The 18,656-nt window shown below is 52.2% G+C and carries 13 protein-coding genes; 7 read left to right on the forward strand and 6 right to left on the reverse strand.

The window, feature by feature from the left end; translation table 11 throughout:
* Window positions 1-37: 37 nt before the first annotated feature.
* The 4 genes from rpoC to H8K43_RS03880 all read left to right on the forward strand — a co-directional run bounded on the left by rpoC (window position 38) and on the right by H8K43_RS03880 (window position 6,684).
* Window positions 38-4,267 carry a DNA-directed RNA polymerase subunit beta' gene (rpoC, locus tag H8K43_RS03865; RefSeq protein WP_186902649.1) on the forward strand — a complete coding sequence of 1,410 codons (4,230 nt, stop codon included), beginning with the start codon at window positions 38-40 and terminating at the stop codon, window positions 4,265-4,267.
* 104 nt (window positions 4,268-4,371) lie between these two features.
* Complete coding sequence (locus H8K43_RS03870) at window positions 4,372-5,175, forward strand: biotin--[acetyl-CoA-carboxylase] ligase (RefSeq protein ID WP_186902650.1); 804 nt, start codon at window positions 4,372-4,374, stop codon at window positions 5,173-5,175.
* A gap of 12 nt (window positions 5,176-5,187) precedes the next feature.
* Window positions 5,188-5,991, forward strand: a complete 804-nt coding sequence (locus tag H8K43_RS03875) for a type III pantothenate kinase (RefSeq protein ID WP_186902651.1) — start codon at window positions 5,188-5,190, stop codon at window positions 5,989-5,991.
* A 15-nt stretch (window positions 5,992-6,006) separates the two neighbouring features.
* The gene (locus H8K43_RS03880; RefSeq protein ID WP_186902652.1) at window positions 6,007-6,684 is read left to right on the forward strand and encodes an SPOR domain-containing protein; all 678 of its coding nucleotides are present in this window, start codon (window positions 6,007-6,009) and stop codon (window positions 6,682-6,684) included.
* 56 nt (window positions 6,685-6,740) lie between these two features.
* Here the strand turns inward: H8K43_RS03880 and H8K43_RS03885 are convergent, their stop codons facing one another.
* The 6 genes from H8K43_RS03885 to H8K43_RS03910 form a co-directional block, all read right to left on the reverse strand.
* A complete protein-coding gene (locus tag H8K43_RS03885; RefSeq protein WP_186902653.1) occupies window positions 6,741-8,033 on the reverse strand; it encodes a M56 family metallopeptidase in 1,293 nt (430 codons plus the stop codon).
* 1 nt (window position 8,034) lies between these two features.
* A complete protein-coding gene (locus H8K43_RS03890; protein WP_186902654.1) occupies window positions 8,035-8,412 on the reverse strand; it encodes a BlaI/MecI/CopY family transcriptional regulator in 378 nt (125 codons plus the stop codon).
* 245 nt (window positions 8,413-8,657) lie between these two features.
* Window positions 8,658-10,823: a S9 family peptidase gene (locus tag H8K43_RS03895; protein WP_186902655.1), complete on the reverse strand. Its 2,166-nt coding sequence runs from the start codon at window positions 10,821-10,823 to the stop codon at window positions 8,658-8,660.
* A gap of 79 nt (window positions 10,824-10,902) precedes the next feature.
* Complete coding sequence (locus H8K43_RS03900) at window positions 10,903-11,850, reverse strand: hypothetical protein (RefSeq protein ID WP_186902656.1); 948 nt, start codon at window positions 11,848-11,850, stop codon at window positions 10,903-10,905.
* Window positions 11,851-12,067: 217 nt separating this feature from the next.
* Window positions 12,068-14,599, reverse strand: coding sequence for a zinc-dependent metalloprotease (locus tag H8K43_RS03905; RefSeq protein WP_186902657.1), 2,532 nt, complete (start codon window positions 14,597-14,599; stop codon window positions 12,068-12,070).
* Between the two features lie 165 nt (window positions 14,600-14,764).
* Window positions 14,765-15,193: a GNAT family N-acetyltransferase gene (locus H8K43_RS03910; protein ID WP_186902658.1), complete on the reverse strand. Its 429-nt coding sequence runs from the start codon at window positions 15,191-15,193 to the stop codon at window positions 14,765-14,767.
* Between the two features lie 290 nt (window positions 15,194-15,483).
* Between H8K43_RS03910 and H8K43_RS03915 the strand changes: the two genes are divergently transcribed.
* From H8K43_RS03915 to H8K43_RS03925, 3 genes are read left to right on the forward strand one after another with little or no spacing between them, the layout of a single operon-like run.
* On the forward strand, window positions 15,484-16,296 hold the full coding sequence (locus tag H8K43_RS03915) for an IclR family transcriptional regulator (protein ID WP_186902659.1): 813 nt from the start codon (window positions 15,484-15,486) through the stop codon (window positions 16,294-16,296).
* A gap of 40 nt (window positions 16,297-16,336) precedes the next feature.
* Entirely contained in the window at window positions 16,337-17,143 is an 807-nt protein-coding gene (gene hutG / locus H8K43_RS03920) for an N-formylglutamate deformylase (protein ID WP_186902660.1), read from the forward strand.
* Window positions 17,144-17,145: 2 nt separating this feature from the next.
* Window positions 17,146-18,513, forward strand: coding sequence for a formimidoylglutamate deiminase (locus tag H8K43_RS03925; protein ID WP_186903014.1), 1,368 nt, complete (start codon window positions 17,146-17,148; stop codon window positions 18,511-18,513).
* Window positions 18,514-18,656 lie beyond the last annotated feature (143 nt).

Consider the following 18,656-nt stretch of genomic DNA (forward strand, 5'->3'; position numbering starts at 1 on the left):
CACCAAGCGTTTGCCGCGCTTAACTGGAGTGATATACATGAAAGCCCTGCTCGATTTATTCAAGCAAGTCCAACCAAACGAACAATTCGACGCGATCAAGATTGGTCTGGCGTCACCGGATAAAATCCGTTCCTGGTCTTATGGCGAAGTTAAAAAGCCAGAAACCATTAACTACCGTACCTTCAAGCCAGAACGTGATGGTCTGTTCTGCGCCAAAATTTTCGGACCGATCAAGGATTACGAATGCCTGTGCGGTAAGTACAAGCGTTTGAAACACCGTGGTGTTATCTGCGAAAAGTGCGGCGTTGAAGTCACACTCGCTAAAGTACGTCGTGAGCGCATGGGCCATATCGAACTGGCTTCCCCGACTGCGCACATCTGGTTCCTGAAGTCCCTGCCATCCCGTCTGGGTATGGTACTGGACATGACTTTGCGTGATATCGAACGCGTACTGTACTTTGAAGCATATGTTGTGACCGATCCGGGCATGACTCCGCTGAAAAAATGCCAGATCATGTCGGAAGACGATTATGCTGCCAAATACGAAGAATACGGTGATGAATTCACCGCGTTCATGGGTGCCGAAGGTATCCGCGAATTGCTGCGTTCTATCGACATCGACCGTGATGCAGAAACCCTGCGCACTGAACTCAAAGAATCCAAATCTGAAGCCAAGATCAAGAAGTACGCTAAGCGTCTGAAAGTTCTGGAAGCATTCCAACGTTCCGGCATCAAGCCAGAATGGATGATCATGGAAGTGCTGCCAGTGCTGCCGCCTGAGCTGCGTCCTCTGGTACCGCTGGATGGTGGTCGTTTTGCGACTTCCGATCTGAACGATCTGTACCGCCGTGTGATTAACCGTAATAACCGTTTGAAGCGCCTGATGGAATTGCGCGCTCCGGAAATCATCACACGCAATGAAAAACGTATGCTGCAGGAAGCGGTTGACTCCTTGCTGGATAACGGTCGTCGCGGTAAAGCCATGACAGGCGCGAACAAGCGTCCGCTCAAGTCCCTGGCTGAAATGATCAAAGGTAAAGGCGGTCGTTTCCGTCAGAACTTGCTGGGTAAACGTGTTGACTACTCCGGTCGTTCCGTTATCGTGGTGGGTCCACAGCTGAAACTGCATCAGTGCGGTTTGCCTAAGCTGATGGCACTGGAACTGTTCAAACCTTTCATCTTCAATAAACTGGAATTGATGGGTCTGGCAACAACCATCAAGGCAGCGAAGAAACTGGTTGAGATTCAGGAACCGGTAGTATGGGATATTCTGGAAGAAGTGATCCGCGAACATCCTATCATGCTGAACCGTGCGCCTACGCTGCACCGTCTGGGTATTCAGGCGTTTGAGCCGGTACTGATCGAAGGTAAAGCGATCCAGCTGCATCCACTGGTCTGCGCGGCATTCAATGCTGACTTTGACGGTGACCAGATGGCGGTTCACGTTCCTCTGTCTATTGAAGCACAGATGGAAGCCCGCACACTGATGCTGGCATCCAATAACATTCTGTTCCCATCCAATGGTGAACCATCCATCGTTCCTTCTCAGGATATCGTTTTGGGTCTGTATTACGCAACGCGTGAAAAGATCAACGGTAAAGGCGAAGGCATGATGTTCCCTGACGTCTCCGAAGCGATCCGCGCCTGGGACAACAAGGAAGTGGAACTGACGACACGTATCACCGTCCGTATCACGGAATATCCGAAAGATGTGGCAACTGGTGAATTCGTTAAGACTATCAAGCGTTATGAAACGACAGTTGGCCGTGCCATCCTGTCCGAAATTCTGCCCAAAGGTCTGCCATTCAGCGTACTGAACCGTCCGCTGAAGAAGAAAGAAATTTCCAAACTGATCGATACCTCCTTCCGTAAGTGCGGTCTGCGCGCAACGGTGGTATTTGCCGATCAGCTGATGCAATCCGGTTTCCGCCTGGCGACCCGTGCAGGTATCTCTATCTGTATCGACGACATGCTGGTACCACCGCAAAAAGTCACACTGGTTGCTCAGGCTGAGCACGAAGTAAAACAGATCGAACAGCAATATGCATCCGGTCTGGTCACTGCGGGCGAACGCTACAATAAAGTGGTGGATATCTGGGGCAAAACCGGTGATGAAGTCGGTAAGGCGATGATGGAACAACTCAAAGTTGAACCAGTCACCCGTCGCGATGGCACAGTCGGTACGCAAGAATCCTTCAACGCGATTTACATGATGGCCGACTCCGGTGCGCGTGGTTCTGCTGCACAGATCCGTCAGCTGGCCGGTATGCGTGGTCTGATGGCGAAACCTGACGGCTCCATTATTGAAACGCCGATTACTGCGAACTTCCGTGAAGGTCTGAACGTTTTGCAGTACTTCATTTCCACTCACGGTGCGCGTAAAGGTCTGGCCGATACTGCGTTGAAGACAGCGAACTCCGGTTACCTGACACGTCGTCTGGTCGACGTTACCCAGGATCTGGTGGTGGTTGAAGACGATTGCGGCACAACCAATGGTTCTTCCATGAAGGCCCTGGTTGAAGGCGGTGAAGTGAACGTACCGTTGCGCGATCTGATCCTGGGTCGTGTTGCTGCCAACGATATCGTGAATCCTGAAACCCAGGAAACACTGTACGCTGCCGGTACACTGCTGGACGAAATTTCTGTTGAACGCATTGAAGCGCTGGGCATCGATGAAGTCAAAGTCCGCACTCCGCTGACTTGCGACACCCGTTACGGTCTGTGCGCAATGTGCTACGGTCGTGATCTGGGTCGCGGTAATCTGGTTAACTCTGGTGAAGCAGTTGGTGTTATCGCTGCGCAGTCCATCGGTGAACCGGGTACACAGTTGACGATGCGTACCTTCCACATTGGTGGTGCAGCGTCGCGTGCCGCAGTGGCATCTTCGGTAGAAGCCAAATCCAATGGTACGATCCGTTTCACAGCAACTATGCGTTATGTGACTAACGGCAAAGGCGATCAGATCGTGATTTCCCGTTCCGGTGAAGTCCTGATCACCGACGACCATGGCCGTGAACGCGAACGTCATAAAGTACCTTACGGTGCGACCCTGATCGTGAAAGACGGTCTGGTGATCAAAGCCGGTACTGCACTGGCAACATGGGATCCGCTGACCCGTCCTATCATTACCGAATACACCGGTACGGTGAAATTCGAAAACGTCGAAGAAGGCGTAACTGTTGCAAAACAGGTTGATGAAGTGACTGGCTTGTCCACGCTGGTGGCGATCGATCCTAAGCGTCGTGGCGCAGCAGGTAAATCGGTACGTCCACAGGTTAAGCTGCTCAATGAAAATGGCGACGAAGTCAAAATCGCCGGTACTGAGCATGCAGTGACGATCGGCTTCCAGGTTGGCGCGCTGATTACCGTGAAAGATGGTCAGCAAGTTACCGTTGGTGAAGTTCTGGCGCGTATTCCTACTGAATCCCAGAAAACCCGTGATATTACCGGTGGTCTGCCACGTGTTGCTGAGCTGTTTGAAGCACGTTCACCAAAAGATGCAGGTATGCTGGCGGAAGTCACAGGTACTGTTGCGTTTGGTAAGGAAACCAAAGGTAAGCAACGTCTGGAAATCACCGACATGGATGGTCAGAAACATGAGTTCCTGATCACCAAGGACAAACAGGTTCTGGTGCATGACGGCCAGGTCGTCAACAAAGGTGAGATGATTGTGGACGGCCCTGCTGATCCGCAAGACATCCTGCGTTTGCTGGGTATCGAAGCGCTGGCACGCTACATCGTTGATGAAGTTCAGGACGTGTACCGTTTGCAGGGCGTTAAGATCAATGACAAGCACATTGAAGTAATCGTGCGTCAGATGCTGCGTCGTGTTGTTGTGGTCAATCCAGGCGACACCAACTACATCGTGGGTGAACAGGTAGAACGTTCCGAGCTGCTCGATGAAAATGATCGCGTCACTAAGGAAAACGGCATTCCTGCAACATATGAAAATATCTTGCTGGGAATTACCAAAGCTTCCTTGTCGACCGACTCCTTCATCTCTGCGGCGTCCTTCCAGGAAACCACACGTGTTCTGACAGAAGCGGCGATCATGGGCAAGAAAGATGGTCTGCGCGGTCTGAAAGAAAACGTCATCGTGGGTCGTCTGATCCCTGCGGGTACCGGTCTGGCATTCCACCGTGCACGCAAGCTGAAAGAGACTTGGGAAGCCGACGAACGTCAGGCTATGCTGGAAGCAGAAAAAGCAGTATTTGCACCAGCACCTGAAGTCGCAGCAAGTGATGTGACAGAAGGCGGCGAAGCTTAAGCTGAGCTGAAGTAAAATAGAAACGGCACCGTAGTCAGACTACGGTGCCGTTTTTTATTGGCGCAGGCAGCGCATGCCTGGCTTATACCCGGAATATCAAACTCATGACTGATGATCTTGCCCTATACGATGCTGCCAGCATACTGGCACAGCGTGATCCCTTCGGCATGCTGGCCGATGTGGAAGTGCTGGCTGAAACCGGATCTACCAATGCGGATCTGATGGCACGTCTGGGCCTGTTACAGCGCCCGGTGTTGCTGGTGGCAGAGCGCCAGACCGCAGGCCGTGGCCGTGCTGGCCGCAGCTGGCATTCTGTGCCTGGTGGCGTACTGACTTTTTCACTGGCCTGGCATTTTCCAGTCGCTGCCCACACCCTTTCGGGCTTACCGCTGGCAATCGGGGTTGCGGTGGTGGAGCTGCTGCAGGCGCTGGACTTGCCGGTGCAATTGAAATGGCCGAATGACATTTTGCGCGATGGTAAAAAACTCGCTGGCATACTGGTTGAGAGCGCAGCCGATAAGCAGGGTGGCAGCTGGGTCGTGGCCGGAATAGGTTTGAATTTGCAAATTCCAGCTGAATTGGAAGCTCAGATAGGGCGCGAAGTCGCAGACGCCCCTTGGCTGGCCAGGATGGATAAGAACCTGCTGCTGGCACGTTTGCTGAATGCACTCGCGCGCTGTCTGGATCAGTTTGGCCGCGATGGCTTCGCCGCTTTCGCAGAGCGCTGGAATGCACTGCATGCGTATGCGAATCAGCCGGTACAGATCATGGAGGCAGAACAGATACTGCAGCAAGGTATTGCGCTGGGGGTGGATAACCAGGGTTGCCTGTTATTGCAAACCCTGGCCGGCGTCAGGACTATCGTTGCGGGTGATGTCTCTTTACGACAGGCTGGCAGTTACGCTTAAAGAAGGATGAATATGTTGTTATTGATCGATGCGGGCAATACCCGCGTCAAATGGGCCATGCACCCGCGTCAGCCAGCCCTTGCAGAGCAGACAGCACCACAATGGCTGCAACTGGCTTCCGTTGCGCACGCAGATATCGCACAACTCAGCGCTGACTGGCAAAGTACAGCTTTGCACAAGCAGGTTAGCGCTATCTGGATTTCAAATGTCGCAGGTGCCGCCATGCGTGAACATCTGCTGAGTCAGTTACAGCCCTTATTTGCCAATGTGCCTGTGCACTGGTTTCAGTCGCAAGCCCGTTGTGCCGGTGTGATCAATCAATACCGGCAGCCTACCCAATTAGGTTGTGATCGTTTTGCCTCTGCCATCGGTGCGCATTTTTTGTATCCCGACAGCGATAAGCTGGTCGCTACCTGTGGCACGGCGACCACGGTAGATGCCGTGACAAAAGCAGGTGAATTTGCCGGTGGCATGATCTTGCCAGGTTTGAAGCTGATGGCAGAATCGCTGGCCAGAAATACCGCGCAATTACCCCAGGTGGCAGAAAGCATAGGTGTGAGTCAGCCCTTTGCTGACAACACAGATCAGGCCATCGTCAGTGGCTGCATACATGCACAGGCTGGGGCGATACGTATGGCGTATCAGGCCTTGCAGGCCCGTGGCAAGGATTCAGCTGCTGTAAAGTCTGCACCCGTTTGCCTGATTTCCGGTGGCGCCGCCCCTTATCTGACGCCCCATCTGGGATTTTCTGCTCTGCATGTACCGAATCTGGTCTTGACGGGGCTGCTTGTCGTGGCACAATCAAGCCCAATTTGAAAAAGAGATTTGACCATGTTGCGATTTGTATTCTGGACCCTGTTCATCAGTAATCTGGCACTGGCTGGCTATCAGTTCGGACTGGCCGGAAAATGGCCCTTGGAAGCGCGTGAACCTGAACGTCTGAAGCAGCAGGTGCGCACCGATCAGCTGGTGCAGATTTCAGCCAGTGCGGCGCAGACCAGCAGCGAGCCCGCTGCCGCCGAACCTGAAAAGAAAACTGAAGTCATTGCTTGTCTGGAGCTCGGTAATTTCCTGCAAAGCGATGCGGCCAAAATTGAAGATAAACTGAAAACCATGGCATTGGGCGACCGTCAGTCACGCATCAATATTTCAGAAACCGCTTCCCATATGGTGTTTATTCCGTCTCAGGGAAGTAAGGAAGGTGCGGATAAAAAAATCAGCGAACTGAAACGCATAGGCGTCAGTGATTATTTCGTGATCCAGGATCAAAGCAATCTGCGCTGGGGTATTTCTTTAGGCATATTCAAGACGGAAGACGCGGCTAAACAGCATCTGAGTAACCTGAATAACAAAGGCGTACGCACCGCCCGTATCATGCCACGCTCGCTGACCACCAATAAGTTTGCTTACCAGCTGCACCAGGTAACTGGCGACGAAAAAAGCAAGCTGGATGCGTTGATTAAGGACTTGCCAGCGCATGAAGCGCGTAGCTGTCAGAAAACCTCCTAAACAGGAATCCGGCTTTACTCAGATCAGTGCTAGTGGGCACTGATCTGTTTGAATGCTTACTTAATTTTCACAATGCTGTAGTCGATCGCTATATCATTTTCCTTTTGATCGCTACTGCTTTCTATACGGCTTTGCTGTCCGAGCTGAGAAATCAGGCTTGGCGTTGCCAACAGACGATCATTTTTGTAGATTTCCAGCTTGGTATAAGCTGCCCGAGCTGATGAGAATTGCTCTTGCTTTTCTTTACTAAGCTGCTGGTATTTTTTCCCCATCATTGCTTCAGGTGTGTCAACTTGCAGCACAAATTTCCAGGTATTTTTCCCTTCCACCAGCTCCAGATTTGTTTTGGCTCCTTGCACAGCAATGATTGTGGGGGAGACTATGCTGTCTTCGGTCACAATCTTCGTCTGTATTCGGTAACGTTGCTGTTCCATGCTGTTCAGACTCACCGGTGTTGCATCCTGCATGCTCGTTACCAGGGGATTGTGACTGGCCCATGCGCTCACAGTACCGGTCAATGCTGTGCATAGTATTAGCAACAAAGATGGTAGTTTGTGTTGGGCTTTTCCTGATTTTTTTAACTGCATGATGCGCTCCTTGAGTGGGTGGTGATGTTGCCAGCTACAATAAATCGAGTGTGCCTGTTCTTGCATGACGGTATGCAGCATCGCTTGCGCATAGTTGCTTTGTTGCGCAGGGTGGCGCCGTAAAACCTCAGCATCGCAGGCCAGTTCCTGATCCAAACGAAAATAACGATGTGCGATGTAGACCAGTGGATGGAACCAGAAAATACAACGTAAGCACCAAAATGCCGCGTTGGCCCACAGATCCAGACGTTGTTGATGTACCTGTTCGTGGCTCAAAATCAAGTCTTGTTGAGAAGTGGAGTAACGCTCAAAAAAATCTGATGGCATGACTATGCGTGGATGTATCAATCCAACCAGCGCAGGACTGATATCACTACGCTCTGAGACGAAAAATTCCGCTACCGGGTGTAGTCGTCCTAAACGCTTGATGAAATGTCGCTGCTGGTAGATTGATATGCAGAGCAGCAGTAAGCTTATCGATAACCAGCCAGTGACGATCACTGCTGGATAAACAGGTGAATCAAAGGCAGGGGCGGAAATGACAGTGGGGTTATTCAATCCGCTTGTGACTGGAGCGACGATATCAGGCAGGATTGTTCTGGATGGAGGAAAAAAGAGCGCAATAGCAGATAAGGGTAATGTCCACCAACTTAAATACACCAGGCGGCCATCGGTAAGGCGATATAAGAATATACGCTGGATCAGAATGACGCCCAATGCCAATGTGAGTGCAATGCATACGCTCCAGCCAGCTTGCAGCAAATCAGCGCTCATTTTCTAAATCCTGTATCAGTTTCTTCAGCTCAGCGATATCTGTCTTCGACAATTGTTTGCTTTGGCTGAAATGAGCGACCATGGGCGCTAACTGCCCATCAAAAACACGTTGTAGGAAGCCCTTGCTTTCTGTCTCGACCCATTTCTCCTGCTTCAGAACTGGGCTATATAAGAAATACCTGCTTTCCTTTTCCGCACGGATCGCATTTTTTTTGAGTAAGCGATTGAGCATAGTTTTCACGGTGGCAGCTTGCCAGCCCTGCGCTGTACAAAGCGCAGCACACAGCTGTTCCGCCGATTGAGGGTGTCGCACCCAAAGCAGTTGCATAATGAGGGCTTCTGCATCACTGATTTCAGTTGGATACATATTGATCTTTATCGTTTACATTTGTAAATGATTACATGTGTAAAAGTTGAAGTCAAGCGAGTTAGTCATTGTTTGTGGTGTTATTCAGAGCGGGCTCTTAGCGGCACAAGCAAGCATTCAGTACAAGCTCAATGCTATTGGCCTGGGAAAGCTTCGTTGAACATTATGTGTTTTCGACCAGGGAGTTTGATAAACAAAAAGGCTCGCCATTTAAAGCGAGCCTTCTGTTGTTGGACAAAGCCTGATTACTCTTTAATTCCCCACTGTCCTAACATCCAGGCGAGTTCGAAGCTGTATTCTTTCAGGGCGTCAAAACGGCCGGACGCGCCGCCGTGACCGGCTGACATATTGATTTTTAACAGCAGCGGATTTTGATCGGTCTTATGGGCGCGCAGTTTGGCCACATATTTTGCCGGTTCCCAGTACATCACCTGACTGTCATTGAGTCCTGTAGTCACCAGTATAGAAGGATAGGCTTTCTTTTCTATATTGTCGTAAGGCGAATAGCTAAGCATGTAATCATAGGCCGCCTTCTGTTTAGGATTGCCCCATTCCAGATATTCGCCAGTCGTCAGCGGCAGGCTGGCATCCAACATGGTATTTATTACATCGACAAAGGGCACGGCCGCATGCACTGCTTTGAACAGATCCGGTCGCATATTGGTGACGGCTCCCATTAACAGGCCACCGGCGCTGCGGCCCTCGATAATCAGTTTATCCGGACTGGTCCATTTTTCCTGAATCAGGTATTCAGCACTGGCGATAAAATCGGTGAAGGTGTTTTTCTTTTTCATCAGCATGCCGTCCTCATGCCATTGTTCTCCCATGTCGCTGCCGCCGCGTATATGTGCTTCCGCATAGATCACCCCGCGATCAAGCAAGCTGAGCCGCTCGGCGGAAAATGTCGCTTCGGTGGAAATGCCATAGCTGCCATAGGACGACAGTAAGGCTGGCGCACTGCCATCCAGTGGCACGCCTTTTTTGAATACGATCCACAAAGGTATTTTTACCCCGTCTTTCGCATTGGCCCACAGACGGCGGGTTTCATATTTGCTGGCATCGTAGCCACCAATGATTTCCTGTTGTTTCAGTACCTTGCGCTCGCCGCTGGTCATATCTACATCCATGACCATCGGCGGTGTGACGGGAGATTGATACGATATGCGCAACTGGGTAGATTTGTATTCCGGTGTTCCGGTGCTCATTGCCAGATAGACCGGATCATTAAAGCTGATGGCTTTCCACTGCTGAGTCTTAAAGTCATAAACCCGCATGCGGCTCAGCGCCTGACTGGATTCAGACAGCACCAGATAGTCGCTGAAAACTTCTATGTGCTGCAATAAGACATTTTTGTCATGTGCAACCAGTTCGATCCAGTTTTTCTGCGAAGGATGGGCCAGTGGTGCTGTCACTAGCCGGAAATTTCTGGCGTTTTTATTGCTAAGTATGTAGAGCTGTCCATCACGGTGTTCCAGCTGATAGCGGTGCCCTTGCTGACGTCCGAGCAGACTGCGCAATTTACTCTGTGGCTGACTGGCCTGGATGAACCAGGATTCGGTCGTATCTGTTGCCTCGGATCGTAATTCAATGAATTGCTCATCAAGGGTGGTACTGACTTGCAGTGAAAACTGTTCTGTTTTTTCGTTATAGAGCGGTATCGGCTTGCCACCCAGCGTCAATCTGAAAAAACGGTTGGAGCGCTTGCTGGTCGCATCTTCCTGTACAAAAAACAGTGTTTTGCTATCCGCAGCCCAGGCCAGACTGGTCACACGCTCAGCACGGTCAGGCAGCATTTCACCTGTTTTCAGATCTTTAATTTGCAAGCTGTACTGACGGTATCCGGTGGTATCAGTCAAATAAGCAAGATAGCGGTCATCAGGACTGATCAGGCTTTGTTCGATGTCAAAAAAAGTGCTTCCTTGTGCAAGCAGATTTTCATCCAGCAGAATTTCTTCGACAGCCTTGTCATCGTAGTTGAGTTGCCCATCTGCCAGGCGACGACAGAGGATCGCATATTGCTTATCAGCCTCAGTACGGTTGTAGTAATAGTATTTTCCTTTGCGTACCGGTACAGATAAATCGGCTTCTTTCATGCGCGCCTTAGTTTCCCGGAACAACTTTTCTGCCAGTGGCTGGAGTTCGGCCGTCATGGTTTCGGTATAGGCGTTTTCTGCATTCAGGTAGGCGATCACTTTCGGATCTTCTTTCTTTTGCAACCAGCGATAGTCGTCGGTGACGACTTTGCCGTGGCGTTTTTCCTGCCAGGAGACTTTCGCTGCAACCGGTGCGCTTACGTTTTGTTTTTTGAGCCAGGGCATAGGTGAGTCCACGATATCTGCCTGCGCTAAGCGCGGGCTGCTGGCAGCGATCAGCGCGATGGTGCTGAAGCTGAGGATGTGTTTAGCTAACATAGGTTCTTTTTCTTTCTATCGTCGTCCATTGTGGCTGGCAGCCTACGCTGAGTATTTGGCTACCTGCTATTCTGTAGCTTCAGGGCTGGGTACTGCGACCCTTATGGATCGGATGCAGTACACGGCTTGGCGTGCCTGGGACTCTGATCCAGCCGCTGCGCACACCTTGGTAAGGGTCCTGAGTGACCAGGTGGTCGCTGTCTGCGTGCACCGATATAAAGAGCCAGTGCTGCGCTTGTCTGCGTTCGCTACTCAGTATCCGGTAATTTGCTCCCGGCAGATAGCGCCGCACGATATTGCCATACACGGCATGGCGCATCAGGTTGCTAAGGCCTGTATCGTAATGGTCTTGCTGACTGGGTGAGGAGCGCAGTATCAAGCTTTGATGTGCGGAAACACTATTTTTCTGACTTGAGGCTTGTTCAGGTAACTGGGAGTCGGTACGCAATTTCGCAGTGTCGAATTGCCTCAGGTTGTCGCTGCTGCCGATGAAGTATTCTTCCACCTGTGCACCACAACAGGCATCCGCAACGCTGCTGAACTGACTGCCATCGGCAGAAATGCGCAATACCTGTTCTCGAAAAAGTCCATCCTGTTTTACTTTGTAGCCCTGGGCGCTGCCAAACCAGATCAGTGTGGCATTGCCTTCTGCGCACAGTGCGCTGCCGGTGTAGACGACATCTTCAAACCCATCCTGATCGATGTCCAGGGTGTAGAAGGCAGCGTTACTTAAGTCCTTTTGAAAGGCACGCCCTGACCAGGAGCAGTCCGGGCCTTCCAACACATCCGGGGTTTTGATCGCTTGCCGGTACGCCGCCAGCAAGGCAGGCTGCCGTTCCGCCAGAGCGGCGCCGCTTAACGTGGGTTGTGCTGCGATGATGCGCCAGTCTCGTGTTTCAGGAAATAAGCGCAGGCTTTTTTCTGCCGCAGTCAGCGGAGTGGACGCTGCTGCTGCCTGTGAAGCTGGCAGGCAAAAGCAGAGCAAGAAATTCAGAACATAAGCAGGAATCATGAAACGGATATGCACAAGATTCTCCTTTGGTGATTAGTAACATCGCACACTCATCCGTGCAGCACTCAGCATAATTCAAATGACGCTGTTAGTATGTGTCAAATTCACACAGATTTGAACTGCTTCTGGTACAACAAAAAAGCGTTGCAGGCGCAACGCTTTTACCATGGTTGATGCCGTTTTTTCGATGCTGCAAGCCCAGTCAGACCGGAGTTGCAGCATCTGACAGCGATCAGTGCTCAGGCCAGCACACTTCAGTTTCTGCACCGACAGCACGCGGCAAGACCAAGGCCGGTGTCGCTGCAGGTGCCTGCACAGCATGCGGATCCAGCGCGCGGCTGGCCAAATCAGCCAACTCGTCCCAGTGTGCTTTCTGGGCACCGGCGGCTTTACCTGCAAATACCGATTTCAGCGTTTTGATTTCAGCGCGTACATAGGCTTTGCTGTCGTCGTTGCCGCTGGCGTTCAGTCTGTCGGTGAGCGCGTTCAGGTAATTACGTTGCAGGGTACGGCGCGCCTGGGTGCTCGCATCACCATACACGGAAGCCCGTAAGTCAGATAACAGTTCGGCCAGCGTGTAGGCTTTATCTCCAGCTGCTGCTTCTTGCTGGATCAGACGGTTACTGCGGCTGCGGCTGATCAGACTATTCAGCACGGACTGTTGTGCGGCTGCCAGTCGTGCTGCGGGCTCCGAAGGACGCAGGCGCTGGGTAATCGCAGGTTCGAATAACCAGTTAGGTGTCTGGAATACCTGTTCGCCGATGAATTTCACCGCTTGCTTCTGACGCTCTTTCGGTAAGGAGGAGAAAATCGCTCCGGACTGATCACCATGCTTATTCTGGTTGTCATAACCACCGACTACGCTGACGACGTGACCGATTTCACGCTGCCATTGACTCCAGGTTGCGCCATACAATTCTTCCAGTGTGCGGTCATCGCGGTCTGCTTTGATCGCCATCGCAGGCAACTGCTTCACAATGCGTTGCAGATTTTTGATGCCGAGTGAAGTGGCATAGACCGGATCTGCATCGCCAACTGCTTCAGTCTGTTCACCAAAGTCATCATCTTTTTTCACTGCAGAGAAACGCAGCCAGGGCTTGCTATCCTGCTCGCGTATCCAGGCACGCAGGATGGGCAATTCTTCCTGTGCTGTCTTGGCACTTGGAATCGGTGCGTAACCCCAGTGGGTGGCAAACATATCGTAAGGGCCGATTTTTGGAATTAACAGCTGTGGATCGATCTTATCTTCCGGTTGCACCAGATAATTGATGCGGCTGTAATCCATCAGTGTGGCGACATGGCCCATTTCTTTCAGCCATTTCGGATCACGCAATTTGTTTGCCGGATACAGCGAACTGGATTTCATATTGTGCGGGAAACCCAAAGAGTGACCGACTTCATGCGTCACCACATAGGCCACCAGATCGCCCATTAAATCATCCGGCAGCGGTAATTTCTGTGCACGTGGATCAACTGCACCAGCCTGTGTCACATACCAGTCGCGTTGCAATTGCATGATGTTGTGGTACATCACGATATTCGCATTCAGAATTTCACCTGAGCGTGGATCGGATAAATGCGGACCGTATGCATTCGGGATCTTGGAAGGAACCCAACGGATTACGCTGTAACGTACATCTTCCGGATCAAACTCAGGGTCTTCTTCTTTGGTCGGGAAAGGACGGGCCTGAATCGCATCTTTGAAACCTGCAGCTTCAAATGCCACATTCCAGGCTTCTACACCTTTCTTGACATAAGGAACCAGCCAGGCAGGGGTGGATTTATCGATATACCAGACGACAGGTTTGACCGGTTTCGAAATCGCAGCATCGGGGTCTGCTTTTTCCAGACGCCAGCGCGCAATCAGGCGCTCAGTTTTCACGCCATGCTCTGCAGTGCCAAAGTCAACCTGACTTAAACCAAAAAAGCCCACGCGGTCATCCGCCAGGCGCGGTTTCATCGGTTGTTCCGGCAATTGGACGATGTTATAGGCGACATCCACCGTTGCGCTGCGTATCGGTGGCGTTGGCAAAGGTGGCAGGCCAGGAATGGTCGGCATTGGTGTCGGCATCAGCCCATAAGTCTGTACCGCATCGACACGTACGCTGCCGGCAAAGGCTTTACTGCGGTCGATATAGCTGCGGCTGCTATCCATGGCGGCTGCACGCAGGGTGGAACGGGCGCTGAAGTCACCGACTTCTGAGGTGAACAGGCGGCTGACTTCAAACACCGGCGCGCCGTCTTTGGCATAGGCTTCGACCGGGAACACCGCCAGAATCGCATCACGCTGTGAGTCTTTCACAGCTGGTGTGATGCTGCTGTCCGGTGCGCTGACATAAGAGTGGGAGACGATCTGCAGATAGACGCGATTCGATTTGACGGTGAAGCGCACCACATCTTCATTGAGGGATTTACCGACATGGTCGACATTGGCTGGCACGGCGGTCGCATTAGCGACCATCAGCAAGGGCTTATTGATCAGCGCTTTTGGTAATTCGAAATACAGTTTGCCTTTGATGGTATGTAACTTGATCAGACCCGCCTGGGTTTTTGCGTCTGCCGTCACGACTTTATCGTAAGGCTTGATGTCAGACGGTGTTTCAGCAGCCGGTTTTGCCGCTGCGGCAGCGCTGGCTGCGGCGGCATCAGTGGCGACCGCAGGCGGTTTGGCTGGTGTGGTTGGTGCCGGTGGTGTGTCTGCAAAGGCCAGCGTATGTACGGCCATTGCCAACCCAAGTGCGCATTGTTTTTTTGTAAGTCGCATGTTTCGGTCTTTTCGTTAATTGAAGTGTGTCAGGAAGCGCTGACGACGCGTGCAACTCTGACCATGCCGCGCATAAAGAGTTCTGCCATTCCGGATTTTATTTGAGCAAAGGGGCTGACGAGGTCAGGCTGGCTCTGGCCTGATGTCGGCCTGATGGTATCGCACTCAGCTTAATTTTTTATTCAAGTATTTGGGCGATTCCGCATAACCTTGCCGTGCATAGAAACGATGCTCATCTGTGCGCCTTTCATGACAATGGACTTCTATGCGATCGCAGCCGTAATCGGAGGCCAGTTGCACTGCACGCTGCTCCAGCAGTGCGCCTATGCCACGGTTGCGTGCGCCATCGGCGACGCAAAAGTAACTGATGCGGCAAAAATCGCCTGCCAGTGCCAACTGGGGAATAAAGTGTAGCGAGATACAGCCCAGTACTGTTTGTTCCTCGACGGCCAGCATTAAAATTGCATCTGCATGTGATAGCAATTGCTTGATACGACTTTCGATAAAAGCATGTGAGCCCGGGTAGTCGAGTTCAGCTAGCAGGTCGGCAACAGCCTGCGCATCCTGGGGGCGGGCGGGTCTCAGACTGATCATGATAGAGCAACGAAGGAGGGGGTAAGTAAAGCAAGAAATTTCATTGGAACAGGGTAGTAAAAAACACAATGTTTAGCAATAAATACATGTCACTTTTTTGCTTACATGTAAAAATAAAATGGAATTCGCCACTTTTTGTTATTAATAATGCAAATATTAATGTGTTTTGATACGTATAGCGATGTATATAGTGGGCTGAATTGTTTTGCTACGAGTTCATTTATGTCGCCATTCTCATTTGGTGAGAATGTTCATATCTGCTTTTCCCAATCTGGTGTTAGCATGGTTTGATGTCTATCCCTGATCCTACTTCACACTCTCTGAGTGGTGAGTCCATCGTTATTGCTGCCAGCGAGCGCGTGTTGCAGGTGCTGACCTGTATCGCGCGTCAGGGCCAGCCGGTCCCGGTGCGCGAACTGGTGCTGCTGACAGGCTTGCCACAGAGTACCCTTTACCGTCATTTGCTGGTCTTAAAGAAGTGGGGCTGGGTGCAGGAACATGCTAATAGCGGCCTGTATGAGCCGGGACCATTGGCGGTGCAACTGGCACATGGATTTGATCAACATTCCTGGCTGATGCAGGCGGCCAGCCAGGAAATCGGGCAGCTGGTACAGCGCTCCGGGGAAAGTGTGGGCTTATTGTGCTACCTGCACGGGCAAGTGGTTTGTCTGGATATGCAGGAAAGTCAGCAGGCTTTGCGCTGTTCATTCGCGAAAGGGCGTGCCCACGGTACGGTGCGCGGCGCATCGGCCAAAGCCCTGCTGGCATTTTCCTCAGCGGAGTTACGTCAGAGTCTGCTGGATCAGAATTTTCTCGAGCAGCAAAATCAGCACGATCAGCAAAATAAGCACAATCGGCGTGATCAGCGTGAGGTGCTGGAACTGGAGCTGGTTGAAATAAACAGGCGCGGCTATGCCACCAGTGAAAACGAAGTCGATCAGGGCGTGTGGGGTGTGAGCGCACCGGTGTTTGCAGGAAGAACTCAATTAGTTGCGACCCTGACCCTGATGGCTCCGGCACAGCGCAGCACCTTGCGGCAGCAGGAATTTATCAGCATGACGCGGGCGGCCGCTGACCGTATCAGCCGCGTTTTACAGTTCTGAACATCAGCAAATCATTTATTTATACAGGCAGGAGCACAGTATGACAGCAGCTTTTCATTTCCAGGCCGGGACCGTCCCTTTGTTAATATCCATGCCGCACGTCGGAACCAGCATTGCACCGGAAGTGGCGGCACAGATGCTGCCGGTCGCTGCAGAAAAAGCCGATACCGACTGGCATTTGCCACTGCTGTACAACATGGCGCAGGACTTAGGCGCATCGATGCTGGTCGCCGAATATTCACGCTATGTGATCGATCTGAACCGTGCTCCTGACAACGCCAACCTGTATCCTGGCCAGGATACGACCGGTTTATGCCCGGTGGATACCTTCCATAAACAAGCGCTGTATGCGCCTGACCTGTTGCCTGATCAGGCTGAAGTGCAGCGTCGTATCCAACACTACTGGCAGCCCTACCATCAGCAATTGCAGCGTGAACTGGAGCGCTTGCTGGCGCTGCATGGGCGCGTGGTGTTATGGGATGCGCATTCTATCGCTTCCGTCGTGCCACGTTTTTTTGAGGGACGTTTGCCGGATTTGAATTTTGGTACCGCAGATCAAAAAGCCTGTGCCCCGGCACTGCAACAGGCACTCGCAGACAGCCTGCACAGCACGCCGGTAGCGGCTCCATACAGCCATGTATTTAATGGCCGTTTTAAAGGTGGCTATATCACCCGCCATTATGGTCAGCCTGAACGTGATATCCACGCAGTTCAGCTGGAAATGAGTCAGTGCGTTTATATGAATGAAGCAGCTCCCTATGCTTACCGGCCAGACCTCGCGCAGCAGGTGCAACCTGTGTTGCAAGCCTTACTGTCACGCTGCATCGCATTCGCGCAAGGAGAGTAATGATGTCCACGAAAAGTTTATATGCACAGCATGCGCTGTTACCTCAGGGCTGGACGCAACAGGTACGCCTGCACTGGGATGCCAGCGGCAGTCTGACCCAGATAGAGAGCGGTGTGTCCGCCGCTGTGAATGAGCAGCAAGTGACGTGGCTGCTTCCGGGCATGAGTAATCTGCATTCGCATGCTTTTCAGCGTGCGATGGCAGGTATGACCGAAATGGCTGGCGACACGCAGGACAGTTTCTGGACCTGGCGTGACCTGATGTACCGCTATGCGCTGCATATCAGCCCGGAACAAAGTCAGGCCATCGCCGCCCAGTTGTATGCGGAATGTCTGCGTCAGGGCTACACCGGGGTTTGTGAATTTCATTACCTGCACCGTGATCCTCAGGGCGCGATGTACGCACGGCCAGCGGAAATGGCGCAGCGCCTGATCGCGGCCGCGCGTCAGACTGGCATAGGGATCACGATGCTGCCTGTGTTATACAGCTATGCTGATTTCCGTGAGCAGCCTTTGCGTGAGGATCAGCGTCGTTTTGCCACCCGTGTCGACGATATCCTCGGTCTGGTGCAGGCGCTGGAACCGGAGCGTGATGCACAGACCGAAGTCGGTGTGGCACCACACTCCCTGCGCGCAGCCAGCATGACGCAAATCCGCGAACTGGTGAACGCTTTGCCAGCACAGCGTCCTGTGCATATCCATATCGCCGAACAGATGAAGGAAGTGCAGGCCTGTCTGGCCGCGACCAGGCGGCGTCCGGTTGAGTATCTGCTCGACAGCGGACTGCTGGACAACCGCTGGTGTCTGGTGCATGCGACACATATGACGCCGCAGGAAGTCAGCGCCGTGGCTGCCAGTGGTGCAGTGGCCGGTATTTGCACCAGTACCGAGGGTAATCTGGGCGATGGATTTTTCGATCTGCCTGAGTATCTGGCTGCGGGTGGACGTTTCGGTATAGGCAGCGACAGTCATGTGTCACAGAGTCCGGTCGAAGAGTTACGCTGGCTGGAATATGGTCAGCGTTTGCGGTTGCAGGGTCGTAATATCGCCAGCACGGCGACCCAAAAGCGGGTTGGTGATTTCCTGTGGCAGGCGGCTTTGCAGGGCGGTGCTCAGGCCAGCGCGCGGCCGGTCGGGCAGTTCAGTGTCGGCTACCGCGCTGATATGCTGGTGCTGGATGATACTCATCCGAATCTGGCTGGCTTAGCGAGTGAGCATGTGCTCAATAGCTGGCTGTTTGCCGGTAACGACAATCTGGTGCGTGATGTCTATGTCGGTGGCCGGCAGGTGGTTCAAAACGGACGTCATTTTGACCAGGATGCGATTGCCGCTGCCTATACCAGCTGCATGCAGGAGTTACGCAAAGTTTGATTGATACCCGGATCTGAACCCCCACCTTAAACGAAGGCACTGAGCTGCTACGCTCAGTGCCTGTCGCCCTGAAGTCAGTCTGTACTTCTACGCTTTTATCTCCGCTTTCCACAATTTCATTCAGAAAAAAACCTGGTTCATCG

The organism is Cognatundibacterium curvum, from assembly GCF_014284235.1.
Taxonomy (GTDB): Bacteria; Pseudomonadota; Gammaproteobacteria; order Burkholderiales; family Burkholderiaceae_D; genus Undibacterium; species Undibacterium curvum.